General features: G+C 68.6%; 12 protein-coding genes and 1 tRNA gene. 7 read left to right on the forward strand and 6 right to left on the reverse strand.

What is annotated here, in order from left to right; genetic code table 11:
- Window positions 1–122 precede the first annotated feature (122 nt).
- Window positions 123–1,136, forward strand: a complete 1,014-nt coding sequence (locus TSH58p_RS22970) for a hypothetical protein (protein WP_247874048.1) — start codon at window positions 123–125, stop codon at window positions 1,134–1,136.
- 34 nt (window positions 1,137–1,170) lie between these two features.
- Here the strand turns inward: TSH58p_RS22970 and TSH58p_RS22975 are convergent, their stop codons facing one another.
- Entirely contained in the window at window positions 1,171–2,538 is a 1,368-nt protein-coding gene (locus TSH58p_RS22975) for an RsmB/NOP family class I SAM-dependent RNA methyltransferase (RefSeq protein WP_109070168.1), read from the reverse strand.
- A gap of 300 nt (window positions 2,539–2,838) precedes the next feature.
- On the opposite strand from TSH58p_RS22975, the gene TSH58p_RS22980 reads away from it, so the two are divergent.
- From TSH58p_RS22980 to TSH58p_RS22990, 3 genes are all read left to right on the forward strand, one after another.
- Window positions 2,839–3,981 (forward strand): murein transglycosylase A, encoded by a 1,143-nt coding sequence (locus TSH58p_RS22980; RefSeq protein WP_247874047.1) that lies wholly within the window; start codon window positions 2,839–2,841, stop codon window positions 3,979–3,981.
- A 13-nt stretch (window positions 3,982–3,994) separates the two neighbouring features.
- On the forward strand, window positions 3,995–4,513 hold the full coding sequence (locus TSH58p_RS22985) for a GNAT family N-acetyltransferase (protein ID WP_109070166.1): 519 nt from the start codon (window positions 3,995–3,997) through the stop codon (window positions 4,511–4,513).
- 485 nt (window positions 4,514–4,998) lie between these two features.
- On the forward strand, window positions 4,999–7,365 hold the full coding sequence (locus TSH58p_RS22990; protein WP_158282606.1) for a PAS domain S-box protein: 2,367 nt from the start codon (window positions 4,999–5,001) through the stop codon (window positions 7,363–7,365).
- Between the two features lie 48 nt (window positions 7,366–7,413).
- Here TSH58p_RS22990 and TSH58p_RS22995 read toward each other — a convergent pair whose 3' ends face one another.
- Window positions 7,414–7,662 carry a DUF1272 domain-containing protein gene (locus tag TSH58p_RS22995; protein WP_162600081.1) on the reverse strand — a complete coding sequence of 83 codons (249 nt, stop codon included), beginning with the start codon at window positions 7,660–7,662 and terminating at the stop codon, window positions 7,414–7,416.
- A 170-nt stretch (window positions 7,663–7,832) separates the two neighbouring features.
- Between TSH58p_RS22995 and TSH58p_RS23000 the strand changes: the two genes are divergently transcribed.
- Window positions 7,833–8,594 (forward strand): RNA methyltransferase, encoded by a 762-nt coding sequence (locus TSH58p_RS23000; RefSeq protein ID WP_109070164.1) that lies wholly within the window; start codon window positions 7,833–7,835, stop codon window positions 8,592–8,594.
- An 83-nt stretch (window positions 8,595–8,677) separates the two neighbouring features.
- On the opposite strand, the gene guaB is transcribed toward TSH58p_RS23000, so the two are convergent.
- The 3 genes from guaB to TSH58p_RS23015 form a co-directional block, all read right to left on the reverse strand.
- Window positions 8,678–10,156, reverse strand: coding sequence for an IMP dehydrogenase (gene guaB, locus TSH58p_RS23005; protein ID WP_109070163.1), 1,479 nt, complete (start codon window positions 10,154–10,156; stop codon window positions 8,678–8,680).
- Window positions 10,157–10,320: 164 nt separating this feature from the next.
- A complete protein-coding gene (locus TSH58p_RS23010) occupies window positions 10,321–11,031 on the reverse strand; it encodes an RlmE family RNA methyltransferase (protein ID WP_109070162.1) in 711 nt (236 codons plus the stop codon).
- A 14-nt stretch (window positions 11,032–11,045) separates the two neighbouring features.
- Entirely contained in the window at window positions 11,046–12,074 is a 1,029-nt protein-coding gene (locus TSH58p_RS23015; protein ID WP_109070161.1) for a Ppx/GppA phosphatase family protein, read from the reverse strand.
- A 199-nt stretch (window positions 12,075–12,273) separates the two neighbouring features.
- On the opposite strand from TSH58p_RS23015, the gene TSH58p_RS23020 reads away from it, so the two are divergent.
- A tRNA-Gln gene (locus TSH58p_RS23020) sits at window positions 12,274–12,347 on the forward strand.
- A 451-nt stretch (window positions 12,348–12,798) separates the two neighbouring features.
- Window positions 12,799–13,695, forward strand: a complete 897-nt coding sequence (locus tag TSH58p_RS23025; RefSeq protein ID WP_109070160.1) for a diguanylate cyclase — start codon at window positions 12,799–12,801, stop codon at window positions 13,693–13,695.
- A gap of 26 nt (window positions 13,696–13,721) precedes the next feature.
- Here the strand turns inward: TSH58p_RS23025 and leuD are convergent, their stop codons facing one another.
- Window positions 13,722–14,318 carry a 3-isopropylmalate dehydratase small subunit gene (gene leuD / locus TSH58p_RS23030; RefSeq protein WP_109070159.1) on the reverse strand — a complete coding sequence of 199 codons (597 nt, stop codon included), beginning with the start codon at window positions 14,316–14,318 and terminating at the stop codon, window positions 13,722–13,724.
- Window position 14,319 lies beyond the last annotated feature (1 nt).

Raw genomic sequence — 14,319 nt, forward strand, 5'->3', positions numbered from 1 at the left:
CGATCAACACGTCACGTCCTCTGTCCGCCACCGGTTATTGGAAGCCTGTACAGTCCGGAACCGACTCCTCCGGACACCCGCTTTCAAGTGTGGGAAGCCGCGGGCACACGGACGCCGTGTCCGTGAGCAAACTCGGGCAGGCCTTGAACGGCGCCGCCGCCGATGTGTTTAAGCAACTCGACTCAAAAGCGCGCGGCATGCTGGAGGGACTCGTCAACTCCGGCAAGATCAGCGCTGAAGACGCCGTGACCGGGCTGAAATCGATGGCAACCAAGGCGACCTTCAACCGCTACGTCTCCGAACGCCCCCGTGACGAAGAGGACAAACAGCGGCTCGCCGACTCGGAGGCCGCCTGGCAGAAACTGCAGGCCTACGGCAGCCGGATGTCCGGCGCGCTGTCCGAGGTCGGGCGCAAGACCCAGGAGATTCAGGAAGCCCAGCAGCGCGGCGACATCTCGATGGACGAGATGAACGAACGCCTGAAGCCGGTTCAGGACGCGTTCAAGAGCGAAATCGCGGCGACCCGTGGCGCCTATGGAAAGCCGACCGACCAGACGGCCATTCTCAGCGACGCCAGCGGATTCACGAAAAATATGGAAGGCTTCAAATCCGCGCTGGCCTCCATGGGGGAGGACGCCGGCTTCGCGGACCTGTACGCGCCGGACGGCGAGGCCGCCGAGCAGAAGCTTCAGGAACTCGGCTTCGACCGGACCGTCTTCGGCAACGCGTTCCAGACATTTGCGGAAACGGTGGACATTCCCGGCATCGGGGCCAAATCCGCTTCCCCGAAGGCCGCCGCCGCCGCTCCGACCCCGGCGCCCGCCGCGGAAAGCAAAATCGCCACGGAGACACCAGCCGTCGCGAGCAAGCCTGCCGCCGAAAACCCACCGCCGCCGGATACCGTCGGCAAGCCGGCTTCGAGCGATCCCGGCAACGCGCAGGCGGCGCTGTCCATGCTCCAATCGGCCTTTGCGTCGGGCGCGTCGAAAGGCGGAACCGGTGTCCTGGGCGCGATTGCCGGAAGCGCCAGCGACAGCCAGAACACGGTCGCCAGCGGCCTGTTGGAAGTCCTGAAGGCCGGAACGGGAAAGCCGCAAACCGGAAACGTGCAGACCGGCGGCACACCGCCGGCCTGACGCATCCCACGGGAAAAGCTTCTCCCCGCCGTTGTTACCCTTCTGAAGGCGCCGGATCAGCCTCGGCCATCCGGTCCACCTCCGCAGCCGGCTCCTCCTCCGCCTTGCGCACCATCACGGCGGCGAAGAAGCCGTCGGTGTCGTGGCGGGCCGGGGTCAGGCGCAGATACGGCCCTTCGGCGGGCGGGGTGCCCGCGCCCTCCTCCGCCCAGACCTCGGCGACCGGCAGCACGGTGAAGTCGGGGTGGGTCTCCAGGAAGGCGGCCACCTGATTCTCGTTCTCCTCCGGCAGCAGGGAGCAGGTGGCGTAGATCAGCCGACCGCCGGGCTTCACCAGACGGGCGGCGCTGTCCAGGATGTTCGCCTGGAGCGGCACCAGCTCCGCCAGGCCGGGGCCGAGCTGGCGCCAGCGGCTGTCGGGGTTGCGGCGCCAGGTGCCGGTGCCGCTGCACGGCGCGTCCACCAGCACGCGGTCGAACTTGCGCTTGTGGCGCTTCACCCAGGGGTCGCGCTCGCTGGACAGCGGGTGCGCCTCGATGTTGTGCAGGCCGGCGCGGCGGAACCGCTCGGCGGCGCGCTTCAGGCGCCCGGCCAGCACGTCGCAGGCGACGACGCGGCCCTTGTTCTTCATCAGAGCGGCGATGGCCAGCGTCTTGCCGCCGGCCCCCGCGCAGAAATCCACCACCTGCTGCCCCGGCTTCGGCGCCACCGCGATCGCCACGAGCTGCGAGCCCTCGTCCTGGATCTCGACCAGACCGTCCTTGAAGGCGTCCACGGCGCCCAGCGGCGGGCGTCCCTGGACGCGCAGGCCCAGCGGCGACCACTGCGTCGGCGTCGCCGTGATCTGAGCGCGGGCCAGCGCCTTGATCGCGCTCTCGCGGTTGGCCTTCACCGGGTTGATGCGCAGGTCGAGCGGCGCGGAGTCCAGCAGGGTCCGCATCTCCACCGCGAAGCGGTCGCCCATGGCGGCGCGCATCGGCTCCTCCGCCCAGGGCGGGCATTCCACGGCCACGCTCTCCGGCATCTGCGGATGTTCCAGCGTGTGGGTGTCCAGCTCGTTGGCGAGCTTCGCCTCCTCCGGCGCCAGCGGGTCCGGGGCGAACTTGGTGGCGCCGAACAGCGCCTTCACCGTCGCGGCGGCCTTGCCCTCGGCCAGGATCTCGTTGGCGAGCGCGCGGGCGCGCGGGGTCGGCGGATGGCCCTGACGCTCCAGCCACCAGCACAGCCGGGCGTGCCGCCGCAGGATCGCGTAGGCCGTCTGCGCCACCGCGGTGCGGTCTTTCGACCCGATGTAGCGGCGGGCGCGGAAATAAGCGCTCATCACCGCGTCGGCGGGGCGCGGGGTTTCGTCGATCTCGGTCAGCAGGTCGATGACCGCCTGAAGGCGGGCGGCGGGGGTCATGGGATGGTCCTCGGATAAATTCCCTGCTCGATAACCCGAGCGGGGGTCGGTTGTCATCCCCCGCGCACGCGCGGCTGCCCTTCGAGTCGCCGCAAGGGCCAGCGCCCTGTGACAAGACGCCCGCCTTGAAACCGTCCGTGCGAAGAGCGGTTGACCGCAATCCCATGAATGAGGCAAAAAAGGGGTAGTTGTTCTTGTTTCAGCCGTCTTGGCCGCGGCAAGTCCAGCCATCCCTCGTCTTTGTCGTCTTCATTGAATCTTGGTGCGGGGTCCGCGATGGCGGCTGCGGTTGGCAGTGTCATGGCGCGTGCGATGGCGCGCGTCTCCACCCTTCTTGCGTTCGGCCTTCTGGCCGGCTGTGCGGGCGACACGGCGACCGGGGCCGGACCGGGCGGCAACGCCACCGCGGCGTCCTGGCGACCGGGAATGGAGAAGGTCTCCGCGGATTTCCGCGCCCTGCCGGGCTGGATCGACGACGACCACGCGCAGGCCCTGCCGGCGCTTCAGCGCACCTGCCGCTGGGTGGCGTCGCAGCCCGCCGGAAAGCCGCTCGGCCCCAACCCCGCCGCCGGCACCACCTCGGACTGGCGCCCGATCTGCGAGGCGCTGCGCGGCCTTCCCGACGCCCAGCCCGAGACGGCCCGCCGCTTCTTCGAGGATCACTTCACCCCCGTCGCCCTGTCCGAGGGGCAGGAGGGGCTGTTCACCGGCTATTACGAGGTCGAGCTGCGCGGCAGCTGGACGCGGACCGAGCGCTTCAACGTTCCCCTCTACAAGGCGCCGAAGCGGACCAAGCGCGGCCTGCCCAGCCGCGCCCGCATCACCGACGGCGCGCTGAAGGGCAAGGGGCTGGAGATCCTGTGGGTGGACGACCCCATCGACGCCTTCTTCCTGGAAATCCAGGGGTCGGGCCGCGTGCGGATGACCGACGGATCGGTGGTGGCTCTGGGCTATGGCGGGCAGAACGGCCACCGCTACGTCCCCATCGGGCGGCACCTGATCGACATCGGCTACGCCACGCCGGAGCAGGTGACCATGCCGCTGATCCGCCGCTGGCTGACCGAGCATCCCGGCGAGGCCCGCCGCGTGATGAACATGAACCCGTCCTACGTCTTCTTCCAGCTCCGTCCCGACGTCGGCGCGCGCGGGGCGCGCAACATGGAGCTGACGGCGGGCCGCAGCCTCGCCGTGGACCCCGGCCATGTCCCGCTGGGCGTGCCGCTGTGGCTGGACGTCCGCGAGGCCCCGGTGCCGCAGGGCGAGATCAAGCGCCTCGTCGTCGCCCAGGACACCGGCGGCGCCATCAAGGGGGCGGTGCGCGGCGACCTGTTCTGGGGCCATGGGGCGGAGGCCGCGGAAGGCGCCGGCGTGATGAAGGCGAAGGGCCGCTACACGATGCTGGCGCCGCGCACCACCTCCTTCACGCTGGCGCAACGCCGCTGAGGTCTGGTCATCGATGCTGGTTCGTTTGTCCGCCCTGCCCGACCGCGAGGCCGCCCTCGCCGCGTTGGAGGACATCTTCTTCCTGTCCACGCTGCGCAAGGACTTCGCCTCGGCGGCGGAGCGCGCGGGCTTCTTCCGCACCTGGACGGGCTGGTATGTGGAGCGGGCGCCGGACGACGTGTGGTTCGCCTTGGACGGGGACGGCGCCATCCTCGGCTATCTGACCGGCTGCAAGGACAGCGCCGGGGCGGTGGACCTCGCCCGCATCATCCCAAAATACGAGGTCTTCGCCGACCGCTTCGCCGCCTTTCCCGCCCATCTGCACGTCAACGTCCGGCCAAGCTATCGGGACCGCGGAATCGGACGGGCTCTCGTTGACGCCTACGCCGAGGATTGCCGGGCGGATGGCCTTCCCGGCGTCCACCTCGTCACCGCGGTCTTCGCCCGCAACGTCGACTTTTACCAGCGCGCCGGATTCATCGACGCAACCCAACGCGGCCCCCTGCTGTTCCTAGGCAGACATCTACGCTGAGCACTTTGCCAGGCGGGGTTGCCGCTGCGCAATATCGTGAGCAAAGGATCGCAAATCCATGACCTGCCAATCGATACATACGGAAAGTCTCTGACAAAGAATCGGCCGCCGCCTCCGTTTCATCCACCTCCGTTTGTTGCTTTTAAGGCGACCGCCACCATGTCGATGCTCGCGCTTCTTGCGCGGATAAAATGAGCGTGTGACAATTCTTCAAGAATTCGAGGCACCTCAACCGAGAGCATTATCGGTGCACATGGGCCAAAATCTTTCGAATGTCATAGAACGGGCAAGGGTCGCCCCCGCAGGCATCGTTCGTCGGGAAACCGCTGTCTCCAGGAACCGGATCGGGTGCCCGCATGACTGAGGCTTGCAGCGGCATTTCCCGCGCTTCCGGCGCATCGTCCGCCAATTCGCCGGCCAATCCTGCGGGAACCGAAGCGGGCAGCCTGAGGTTCCCGCTGTTTGTGGCCCTGTGTTATGCAATCGTGTCGTCTGCATGGATCGCGGCCTCGGACCGGGCGGTCGACCTGCTGTTCGCCACGAACGTCACGACCATCCAGACCTACAAGGGCTGGGCGTTCATCGCCCTCACCGCGGGGCTTCTGTTCATCGTCCTGTGGCGCGAATGTCGTCGCCGGCATTCAGTGGAAACCGCACTGCGCGACCGCGAGGCCATCCTTCAGCGCGAGCGCAGCCTGTTCGAGGCGGTGCTCCGGCAAGCCCCCATCGGCATTTCCATCTCCAACGCTCCGGGTGGCGAGGGAATCATCCTCAACGACCGGGCCATCGCGATCACACAGGCGCCACCCACGACGGGCGAGGATGCGTCCCGCTACGAAGGCTATGGTGCCAGACACGCTGACGGGTCTCCCTACGCCATGGAGGAATACCCGACCGTCCGCGCCCTGCGCGAAGGCGCGGCGATCGACTGGGAGCCGATGATCTACCATCGCCCGGACGGCCGCACGCTGGAACTGGACGTCAGCAGCGCCCCCGTGCGGGATGGCGACGGCCGCATCGTGGCGTCAGTGACCATTTTCGTGGACAACACGGACGCCAACGCCGCCAAGCGCGCGCTGGCCGAACGCGACGACATGCTGCGCACGACGACGGAAGCTCTGCCCGGCGCGTTGTTCGTGGCCGACCCAAAGGGCCGGAACATCTACTCCAACCAGAGCTTCCAGACCTACACGGGCCTGTCGGCCGACCAGCTTTCGGGCGAAGGCTGGATGCAGGCGGTGCATCCGGACGACCTTCCCGGCGCGCTGGCGGGTTGGGAGTCCGCCGTCGGACGCGACGCCCGCTTCGAGTCCGAACACCGCCTGCGCCGTTCTGACGGATCCTACCGCTGGCACCTCATCCTGGCCGTGCGGGAGACGCGGACCGGTCGCTGGATCGGCACCGGCACGGACATCCACGCCATCAAGGAAGCGGAACTGGCGCTGGCGCAAAGCGAGGAGCGGCTGCGCCGGGCCATTGAGGACGCCCCCTTCCCGGTCATGGTCCATGCCGAGGATGGCGAGGTGGTGCTGATCAGTCAGGCTTGGCTGGACACCACGGGCTACACCGCCGCCGAACTGTCCACCATCGGCGGCTGGCTGGAACGCGCCTATGGCGAGCGCTGCGGAACCATGCGCATGGACATCCAGCGTCTCCATCAGTTCGACCGCCCCATAGACGAAGGCGATTACGACATCCGGACCGCCGACGGACGCCGGCTCACCTGGGCGTTCCGATCCTCGCCCATCGGGCGCGACTCCAAGGGGCGGCATCTGGTCGTCAGCATGGCCGCTGACATGACCGGCCGCAAAGAGGCCGAAAGCCGCCTGCGTCTGCTGATGCGCGAGGTGGATCACCGGGCCAAGAATACGCTGGCGGTCGTGCAGTCCATCGTCCTGCTCAGCCGGACGGAGGACCCGAAGGAATTCGCGAGCGCGGTGGAGGGGCGGGTCACCGCCATGGCTCGTGCCCATTCCCTGCTGGCGGCCAGCCGTTGGTCGGGGGCCGACCTCGCCACCTTGGCACAGGAGGAGTTGTCCGCCTTCACGCAGGACATAATGTTCACCGTCTCCGGCCCGCCCGTGGCCATCGCGGCGGAAGCCGTCCAGTCCTTCTCGATGGTCTTGCACGAGTTGGTAACGAACGCCGTCAAATACGGAGCGCTGTCGGTGACCGCCGGGCGTGTCGCCGTATCCTGGCGGGTGGACAAGGCGGCCGGCCTGCTGCGCGTGGAATGGACGGAGAGCGGCGGCCCGACGGTGGCTCCGCCGACCCGCCATGGTTTCGGCTCGATCCTGCTGGAACAGACCATCCTCAGCCAGATGCACGGCGAACTGGTCCTGGAATGGCCGCCCGAGGGTCTCAGCTGCCGCATCGCGCTGCCCGGCGACTGCTTCGTGGTGAGCGGTGTCCATCCCGCGCGGAAACCGCCCCCCAAGGCGGTCAAAGACCAGAAGGCGGCGGACCCCGGCGCCCGCATCCTGGTGGTGGAGGACGAAGCCCTGACGGCCATGGGCCTGCAACAGGTGTTGGAGGACGCCGGATACCGGGTCGTCGGTCCAGTTGCGCGCGTCCAGGACGCCATCGATCTGGCCCGCACGTCGCCGCCGGACCTGGCGGTGCTGGACGTCAATCTGTTCGGCCAGCCGTCCTTTCCCGTGGCTGAACTGCTGGACGACATGGGAGTGCCATTCCTGTTCTGCACGGGCTACGGCAGCTTGAACACCACGAACGAACGACTGCGGCAGGCCCCCATACTCGCCAAGCCGGTGCCGCCGGACCGCCTGCTCCGCACGATCGGCGCCCTGCTCGTGTCCCGCATCCGGCCGGCCACCGGCGTGGTGCCGTCGTGACACCGGGGGCCGCTGCTGTCCCGGGTCGGCGCCCGACCCGACCGCGCGTCAAAAGGCCGGTGGGCAGCCTCCGGCCTTGAGCACCCGTTCCGTGGAAGCCGGGTTGTTGATGAGCTTCCCCGCCGGGCGGACGGGCCGTCGCACCAGCTCGCCCCCACAATTCGGACAGAAGCCCTTCAGCACGCGATCCCGGCAGTCGCCGCAGAAGGTGCATTCGAAGGAGCAGATGTAGGCGTCGCCGGACTCCGGAGGCAGATCCCGGTCGCAGCATTCGCAGTTCGGGCGCAGAGCAAGCATGATGGAACACCGCCTTTCCGTGGTTTCAGGATGATAGCAGCGGAGCGACGGCGGGAGAACCGGGCCGGCACCGGATCGGCCTTCCCAAGCCGGCGGCCGGCGCCTTAAGGTCCGCAGCGGCAACGACAACCGTCCGCCCTGGAAAGCCTGCCCTGGAAAGCCCGCTTCGCATGACCCGCCCGCCGCGCCTGATCGAAAGCCCGCAGAATCCGCAGTTCAAGCTGTGGGAGTCGCTGCTGGAAAGCCGTGGCCTGAAGAAGCAGGGCAAGTTCCTGCTGGCTGGGCTGAAGACGGTTCCCGAGGCGCTGGCCCGTTGGCCGGAGCGCTTTTCCACCCTGCTCGTCACCGACCCGGTGCAGGCCGAGGGCTGGCGCCTGCCCGCGGGGCTGGAAATCGTCCAACTGGCCCCCGCCCTGTTCCGCACCCTGGACGCCTCGGGCACCGGCTTTCCCCTGCTGGTCGGCACCGTGCCCGACGCACCGCCCATCGACCTCTCGCAACCGCCGCAGGGGCTCGAACTCGTCTGCGCGCTGGGCGACCCCAACAACCTCGGCGCCCTGCTGCGCAGCGCCGCCGCCTTCGGCGCCCGCCGGGTGATCCTGCTCGACGGCGCGGCCCACCCCTACCATCCAAAATGCCTGCGCGCCGCGTCGAACGCCCAGTTCGAGCTGACGCTGCTGCGCGGCGGCCGGTGGGAGGACGTGAGCCGGGCCGCCGGGCCGCTGGTCGCCCTGGACGCCGGGGGTGCCGACATGGCGGCCTTCCGCTGGCCGCGCGACGTCCGGCTGGTGCTGGGCGAGGAAGGCCAGGGCGTGCCCGCTACCCTGCCCGTCCAGCGCCTGTCCATCCCGACCACCGGGGCGGTGGAGTCCCTCAACGCCACCGTCGCGGCGAGCGTGGCGCTGTTCAGCCACTTCACCGCCAACCGCTGACCAGAAGGACCGAGGCGTGGGCATGAAAAAGGCGAGGGGAACGCCCCCTCGCCTCTTCGAACCGCCACCCGACGGACGCCCGATCAGCCCTGGCGGTAGTTCGGGGACTCGTTGGTGATGGTGATGTCGTGGACATGGCTTTCGCGCAGGCCCGCGTTGGTGATGCGGACGAACTCGCACTTCGCCTGCATTTCGGCGATGGACTGGCTGCCGGTGTAGCCCATGGCCGCGCGCAGGCCGCCGACGAGCTGGTGGATCACCGCCGACACCGGGCCTTTGTAGGGCACGCGGCCTTCGACGCCTTCCGGCACCAGCTTCATGGTCGAGACTTCCTGCTGGAAGTAGCGGTCGGCCGAGCCGCGGGCCATGGCGCCCACCGAGCCCATGCCGCGGTAGCTCTTGTAGGAGCGGCCCTGGTAGAGGATGACCTCGCCGGGGCTCTCGTCGGTGCCGGCGAACAGGCTGCCCAGCATCGCCACGCTGGCGCCCGCCGCGATGGCCTTGGCGAGGTCGCCCGAGAACTTGATGCCGCCGTCGGCGATCACCGGGATGCCCAGCTTCTCGCAGGCCTCGACCACGTCCATGATGGCGGTGAGCTGCGGAACGCCGACACCGGCGACGATGCGGGTGGTGCAGATGGAGCCGGGGCCGATACCGACCTTGACGGCGTCCGCGCCGGCATCGACCAGCGCCTTCGCCGCCTCGGCGGTCGCCACGTTGCCGGCGATCACCTGGGTGTAGTTGGACATGTTGCGCGCGGCGCGCACCTGATCCAGCACCTTCAGCGAGTGGCCGTGCGCGGTGTCGACCACCAGCACGTCCACGCCGGCGTCGAACAGCGCCTCGGCGCGGCGCAGCCCGTCCGATCCGGTGCCGGTGGCGGCGGCGACGCGCAGGCGGCCCTGGGCGTCCTTGCAGGCGTTGGGATAGGCCTGCGCCTTCTCCATGTCCTTCACCGTGACGAGGCCGATGCAGCGATGGGCTTCGTCCACCACCAGCAGCTTCTCGATGCGGTGCTGGTGCAGCAGGCGCTTGGCCTCGTCCTGGCTGACGCCCTCGCGCACCGACACCACGTCCTTGGTCATCAGCTCGCTGACCGGCTGGTTCGGGTTTGTGGCGAAGCGGACGTCGCGGTTGGTCAGGATGCCGACCAGCTTGCCGCTGCCGCGGGAGTCGCGGCTTTCCACCACCGGAATGCCGGAGATGCGGTAGTCGGCCATCAGCTGGAGCGCGTCGGCCAGCGTCTGGCCCGGCGTGATGGTGATCGGGTTGACCACCATGCCGGACTCGTACCGCTTGACCTTGCGGACCTCCTCGGCCTGCTGCTCGATGGTCAGGTTGCGGTGGACCACGCCGATGCCGCCGGCCTGGGCCATGGCGATGGCGAGGCTGCTTTCGGTCACGGTGTCCATCGCGGAGGACATCAGCGGGATGCCCAGTTCGATGGTCTTGGTCAGGCGCGTCCGGGTGTCCACCTCGTTCGGCAGGACCGAACTTTCGGCCGGAACCAAGAGGACGTCGTCGAAGGTCAGAGCTTCGCGGATCGTGGACGAGCGGGCCATCGGCGGTCTCCCGGGAGATAAAAAGGGGCCGGAAAAAAATTTGGCGCACTATACACAAGACCGTGGGCTTGTGAAGGCGCCTGAACCACAAACTGTCGTGTGCCGGGCCTCATCCGCGCAAGCCAGCCATGACCTGCGCGAACGGACCGCAGCCGGAGGTGGACCTAATCGTTCGCGTTGGCCCCACGGAAACCGGTGGCGACCACATAGGTTTCGGAGGATTCGGCGCGGCTGGCCGGCGGCTTGGCGTGGCGCACCGTGGTGAAGTCGCGCTTCAGGCGCTCCAGCAGGGACTTCTCCGCCCCGCCCTGGAACAGCTTGGCGACGAAGGCCCCGCCGGGGGCCAGCACCTCCTCCGCGAAGTCGTAGGCGGCTTCGGCCAGCGCCATGATGCGCAGATGGTCGGTGGACTGGTGCCCGATGGTCGGGGCCGCCATGTCGCTCAGCACCAGGTCGGCGGGGCCGCCCAGAGCCTCCTTCAGCCGCTCGGCCGCGCCCTCCTCCAGGAAGTCGGCCTGCATGGTGGTGGCGCCGGGCACCGGGTCCATGGGCAGGATGTCCAGCCCGACGACCTTCCAGCCCTCGCGCCCGGTCTGCACCTTGTCCACCGCCACCTGGGTCCAGCCGCCGGGGGCGGCGCCGAGGTCGACCACGCGCTTGCCCGGCCCCAGCAGATGGAACTTCTCGTCCAGCTGCAGCAGCTTGAAGGCCGCGCGGGAGCGGAAGCCGCGCTTCGTCGCCTCATGCACGTAGGGGTCGTTCAGATGCCGCTCCAGCCAGCGGGCCGAGGAGGTGGTGCGCTTGGCCGCGGACTTCACGCGGACGGTGGCGCGGCGCCCACCCGGCGTCGAGGAGGACGGAGGCTTTCCAACCATGGTCTCACATTTCCTTAATAGATTTGCCGCGTCGACCCGATCAGCTCCACGAGGATGCCCTCGCGCAGCCCACGGTCGGCGATGCGCAAACGCTCCACCGGCCAACAGTCGCACAGCGCGTCCAGCACCGCGCATCCGGCGATCACCAGATCCGCGCGGTCCTGTCCGATGCAGGGATGCCGCGCCCGCCCGTCGAAGTCCAGCGCGACGAGACGTTCGATGACCGCCCGGGCGTGGTCGATGCGCAGAAAGCTGCCGTCCACCGCCCGCCGGTCGTAGCGGCAGAGGCCGAGATGCACCCCGGCCAGCGTCGTCACCGTGCCGGAGGTGCCGAGCATCTGCACCTGCCCGGCCAGCGCCCGTTCGCGGATGCCGTTGCGCGCCTCGAAGGAGGCGATGGCCGCCGCCACCTCATCCACCATCCGCCGGTACATGGCGCGGTCGGCGTCGGCGCCGCCGAACTGTTCGGTCAGGCCGATGACGCCGCACTGGATGGAGGTCTGGTCGAGGATGCGCGGGGGCCGCCCGCGCTCCACCGCCAGCCACATCAGCTCGGTCGAGCCGCCGCCGATGTCGAACACCACGGCATAGGGCACGTTCGGGTCGAGCAGCGACGCACAGCCGGCGAGCGCGAGGCGCCCTTCCTCCTGGCTGGAGATGATCTCGATGGCGATGCCGGTTTCCCGCTCCACCGCGTCGATGAACTCGCCGCAGTTCCGGGCGCGGCGGCAGGCCTCGGTCGCCACCGCGCGGGCGGCGGTGACGCCGCGCCGCTCGATCTTGGACCCGCAGATCTTCAGGGCGGCGAGGGTGCGCTCCATCGCCGAGTCGGACAGCCGGTCGTTGCGGGTCAGCCCCTCGCCCAGCCGGACGATCCGAGAGAAGGCGTCGATGACGCGGAAGCCGCCGGGAATTGGACGGGCGATCAGCAGGCGGCAATTGTTGGTGCCGAGGTCGAGGGCTGCGAAGACCGGGCGCGCAGGGGCCGACGAACGCAACCGTCCGGTGTCGTTTTGCCGCTCGCTGTGCACCTGAAGGTCCACGTCTCCTCCCCGCCATGCTTAAGGGAGTCATCTTAACCCGGTTTCACGTCCCAGTGAAAGCCCACGAATGTCATTGAATTGTGTCCGCACGCCCACACCAAGGCATGAGAGCCGAAAAAAGGGCTATACAAGCCCTGCCCTCTTTGCTAAAAGGGCGGCCCACGACGGGACGCGGCACAGCGCCGCCCCGGCGACGGTCTGGGGGATCGTCTAGCGGTAGGACAGCGGACTCTGACTCCGCCAGCCTAGGTTCGAATCCTAGTCCCCCAACCAACCTTTCCTAGAAATCATTGCACTACAGGCGCTTAGGGTGAAGCCAGCAGGCTGGTCCCCCAACTGTGCCATCAGCCTGTGCCATCGCCGGTTCGGCGCCCTTCACGGGCAGTGCCGGGGATGTCGCTTGGTGGCTTGATCGACCTGAGCCCGGAGCCGGGGATCGGGATAGGAGAAATTTGCGGTCTCCGAAGGCCTTGTGCGAGCGGCGCTTGACGGTTGTTGCGGGTTATCCCACCCATCCGCCCTTTGCTCGCCCTGCATTCGCCGAATCCCATTGACCTGTCGTTGAAAATCCACCGCCCTACGACGAACGATGCTTGCGCCCGCTCTATTTTCGGTCGAACAGGACCACACCGACCGTCGATACGGGTTCATTTGGAAATCCATACAGTTGTAATGTTTCCTTCAAGGCTTTGTGCTTCTCTGGAGCAATGGTCGTGGAGGCCGCATGCGGATTTTGGTGGTGGACGATTCGCGCATGGCGCGCACGGTGCTGTGCCAGCAGCTTGAAGGCTTCGGTCATCAGACGGCCTTCGCCGAGAGCGGTCGCGCAGCCTTAGCCCGCTGCCGTGACGAGCCCATCGACATCGCGCTCGTCGATTTCCGCGTCGGCGAGATGGAAGGGGTGGAGGTTTGCTGGCACTTGCGCGCGGCGCAACGGGAACGGCACCTCTACCTCATGCTGATGATCCCCGGCAGCATCACCAACCAGTTCTTCGAGGTCGTGGAGAACGGAGCCGACGAGTTTCTCCGCAAGCCGCTGGACCTGACTTGGCTGCGCGCCCGGCTGCTCGCCGCGTCCCGCGTGGTCGACATGCAGCGTCAGTTGGAGCGCCTCGCCACCACCGATTCACTGACCGGGGCGCTGAACCGCGGACGCTTCATGGCGCGGGCCGCCGACGAGGTGGCGCGGGCGCAGCGCAACGGCCAGCCGCTGTCGGCGATCATGCTGGACATCGACCATTTCAAGAAGGTCAACGACACCTACGGCCACGCCACCGGAGACGAGGCCATCCGCACCGTGGTCCGCGTCTGCCGCACCCTGGTGCGCGGTGCCGACGTGCTGGGCCGGCTGGGCGGCGAGGAGTTCGCCATCCTGCTGCCCGAAACGCCGCCGCAGGGGGCGGCGCTGCTGGCGGAGCGGCTGCGCCGCGCGCTGGCGGAAACCGACGTACGGATCGCCAACGGCGCCGGCTCCGTCCTCACCTTCACGGTCAGCATCGGCGTCAGCGCGTTGCGACCGGGTGAGAACGGCGTCGCTGCGGTGCTCGCGCGGGCGGACGAGGCGCTGTACCGCGCCAAGAACGGCGGCCGCAACCGGGTGGTGTGCGACGCGGCACTGTAATTCGGCGCAGAGCCGTCAACGCCCCGTCAGGCTCCCGGCACCAGCCAGGGCCGGGCCTCGGCGTCCGCGCGGTCGAAGGCGTCGATGGCGTCCTGGTGGCGCAGGGTCAGGGCCACGTCGTCGAGGCCCTCGATCAGGCATTCCTTCTTGAAGGGGTCGATGGCGAAGGGCACCGGCCGACCATCCGGGCCGGTCAGGGACTGGGCCGGCAGGTCCACGGTGACGGCGGCGCCCGGCGCCTCCTGCAACTGGCGGCGCAGGTCCGCCACCGTCTCCTCCGGCAGGGTGATGGTCAGCAGGCCGTTCTTGGCGGCGTTGGCGGCGAAGATGTCGCCGAAGCTGGGGGCGACGACGCAGCGGAACCCGCCGTCGACCAGCGCGTAGACCGCCCCCTCCCGCGACGACCCGCAGCCGAAGTTGCGGTCGGTCACCAGCACGCGCGCCCCGGCATAGGCGGGGTCATCCAGCGGAAAGCCGGGCTTGCGCTCGTCGTGGAGGAGGAAGTTGCCATAGCCGGCGCTGCGCGGCTTCTTCAGGAAGCGCGCCGGGAGCAACTGGTCGGTGTCGATGTTGGCAATGTCGAGCGGCACCGCCGGCGCGGTCAGCGTGACGAAGGGGTCCATC

The organism is Azospirillum sp. TSH58 (assembly GCF_003119115.1).
GTDB lineage: Bacteria > Pseudomonadota > Alphaproteobacteria > Azospirillales > Azospirillaceae > Azospirillum.

What these genes read in the sequence shown, in the direction of transcription:
- TSH58p_RS22975 (WP_109070168.1), bottom strand. Translation starts at nt 2,538, where the DNA reads ATGACCCCCGCCGCCCGCCTTCAGGCGGTCATCGACCTGCTGACCGAG.
- TSH58p_RS22980 (WP_247874047.1), top strand. Translation starts at nt 2,839, where the DNA reads ATGGCGCGTGCGATGGCGCGCGTCTCCACCCTTCTTGCGTTCGGCCTT.
- TSH58p_RS22985 (WP_109070166.1), top strand. Translation starts at nt 3,995, where the DNA reads ATGCTGGTTCGTTTGTCCGCCCTGCCCGACCGCGAGGCCGCCCTCGCC.
- TSH58p_RS22995 (WP_162600081.1), bottom strand. Translation starts at nt 7,662, where the DNA reads ATGCTTGCTCTGCGCCCGAACTGCGAATGCTGCGACCGGGATCTGCCT.
- TSH58p_RS23000 (WP_109070164.1), top strand. Translation starts at nt 7,833, where the DNA reads ATGACCCGCCCGCCGCGCCTGATCGAAAGCCCGCAGAATCCGCAGTTC.
- guaB (WP_109070163.1), bottom strand. Translation starts at nt 10,156, where the DNA reads ATGGCCCGCTCGTCCACGATCCGCGAAGCTCTGACCTTCGACGACGTC.
- TSH58p_RS23010 (WP_109070162.1), bottom strand. Translation starts at nt 11,031, where the DNA reads ATGGTTGGAAAGCCTCCGTCCTCCTCGACGCCGGGTGGGCGCCGCGCC.
- TSH58p_RS23025 (WP_109070160.1), top strand. Translation starts at nt 12,799, where the DNA reads ATGCGGATTTTGGTGGTGGACGATTCGCGCATGGCGCGCACGGTGCTG.
- leuD (WP_109070159.1), bottom strand. Translation starts at nt 14,318, where the DNA reads ATGGACCCCTTCGTCACGCTGACCGCGCCGGCGGTGCCGCTCGACATT.